Consider the following 1890-nt stretch of genomic DNA (forward strand, 5'->3'; position numbering starts at 1 on the left):
TTAAAGTCCTTTGCCCTATTCAACCTATATAAATTAAATTTCTATTATATTATTTATACATTCATAAATATATTAATATCATTAAACTTAAGACATACTAGGAGGAACTATCAAATGAAAAAAATTAAATCAATTTTAAAACATATTCCTGGATATAGAACAGGAAATAGAGTTAATGAAGTCATAGCAACCATATATTATTTGTTTTTTTTAATATTTTTAACTATAAATATAACTTTAGGAAATCTAAATTTTAATCTTATACATCTTTGCATTAGTGGATTAGCATTTCCCTTTATAATCTTTCTAATTATAGATAGTTTAAGTAAAAAATAAAAAGTTGATTTATTTGCTTTTATAATATATTTACTTTTAGGATTGCTAATATTACTGATTATTGTTTCAGTTAAAGAAAAAAACAAACACTTATTTTGAATAGGATGGTGATATTTAATTGGGTAAAATGGTTTTAATAACAAAAGGTTTCTTAGCAAATAGCCTAATAATAAAAGATTCTGACAGTGGACAGGATATATATACATACAAAAAAAATATAATTTCTAGATTTTTTATTTTATTGCTAAGACCTTGGTTTAATCCTGTCAATGCTACATTACAGGGAGAAAATGGACATAACGATTTGATAATACAATATAATAAAAAAAATAATAATAATATATTTGAAAATGGAGTTAAAATAGGTCAATTACTTGGCAGAAAGTTAATTGCTACTAAATATAGATTTTCTATTTCTTTAAATAACAATAAATACAGTTTCCAAGGTGACTCACTAGTCCCTATTTCGAAAATGTATTTCAATGATATTGAGGTAGGCTATATGAAAATTATAAATGAATCCTTTCCTCATTTTGATTGGGAAGCAAATTTAAATATAGATATTGATCCAAGAGTTATTGCAGTTGCACTTCTGTATAATTATTATATTTGGACTCGTGTTTAATAAAATAACTTGAATTTATTAAATTTTAATTATGTATATAATTGTATTTATTTTAAAAAGATGATTTCTACATTGAACAGAAGTCATCTTTTTTATTACATAAACAATTATAAAAACATATATTTATATAATTATTGGTTGATTTATAGGTTATTAATTATTTAAATAAACCACATTAGCACTAACTTCTCCTTCATTTAATATACATTTTATGATTGTTTTGCTAATATATTATCTAGTTGTGCATTTAATATAATTAATACTAAATTTTCATGCTATCCAGGAGCCATATTTAAAAATGTAGTAGAATTTTATATACCTAACAACTCAATGAAACATATTTTATTTACTCATCCTTTTCTTTGGGATGACAGGCTAGAAACTCTAAGTTTTGAAAATAAGAAAGTAGCATGGTTACTTGCAGTTCCAATTTCAGAGGAAGAGTTAAACTATGCAAATTGCAATGGTTTAGATGCATTAGAAGAACTTTTTGATGAAAAGCAAATTGATATTTTTGATCTAAATAGAGAATCTATAATATAATAAAGTAATCCCAATTGCAGAAGATCCATTTGGAAATTTAATATGCTTTGATTATAGAACTACTAATAAACCAACAATAGTATTTTTGGACCATGAAAAGGCATTTAATAATAAGAATTTAGCCTTATGTAAGATATGTAATTCTTTTAATGAACTTTTAGCTATGTTACATGAATCAAATGAATAATTATAAAATACTTTCATAATTATGGTGAAACTAACTTTAAATCTGATTGTACCATTAATTAATATGGCGGCATTATAAATAGAAGTATTAAAAGAAATAATAATAATGAGTTATTATTAATTTTTTTTATTATTCCAAATTATCAACTGTTCATACCAAAAAACAGTAGGTAGTTTTGTTTTTACACAAAACTATCTAC

General features: G+C 23.1%; 4 protein-coding genes. All 4 read left to right on the top strand.

Annotation, left to right across the window (positions count from 1 at the left end; all coding sequences use genetic code 11):
• Positions 1 to 114: 114 nt before the first annotated feature.
• The 4 genes from GBZ86_RS15485 to GBZ86_RS18755 all read left to right on the top strand — a co-directional run bounded on the left by GBZ86_RS15485 (position 115) and on the right by GBZ86_RS18755 (position 1691).
• Entirely contained in the window at positions 115 to 336 is a 222-nt protein-coding gene (locus tag GBZ86_RS15485; protein ID WP_152892150.1) for a hypothetical protein, read from the top strand.
• A gap of 118 nt (positions 337 to 454) precedes the next feature.
• Positions 455 to 961, top strand: a complete 507-nt coding sequence (locus GBZ86_RS15490; RefSeq protein WP_152892152.1) for a hypothetical protein — start codon at positions 455 to 457, stop codon at positions 959 to 961.
• 228 nt (positions 962 to 1189) lie between these two features.
• A complete protein-coding gene (locus GBZ86_RS15495; RefSeq protein WP_327445289.1) occupies positions 1190 to 1504 on the top strand; it encodes a suppressor of fused domain protein in 315 nt (104 codons plus the stop codon).
• Between the two features lie 7 nt (positions 1505 to 1511).
• Positions 1512 to 1691 (top strand): SMI1/KNR4 family protein, encoded by a 180-nt coding sequence (locus tag GBZ86_RS18755; protein WP_422678937.1) that lies wholly within the window; start codon positions 1512 to 1514, stop codon positions 1689 to 1691.
• Positions 1692 to 1890: the final 199 nt, after the last annotated feature.

It is taken from the genome of Clostridium tarantellae, assembly GCF_009295725.1.
Taxonomy (GTDB): domain Bacteria; phylum Bacillota; class Clostridia; order Clostridiales; family Clostridiaceae; genus Sarcina; species Sarcina tarantellae.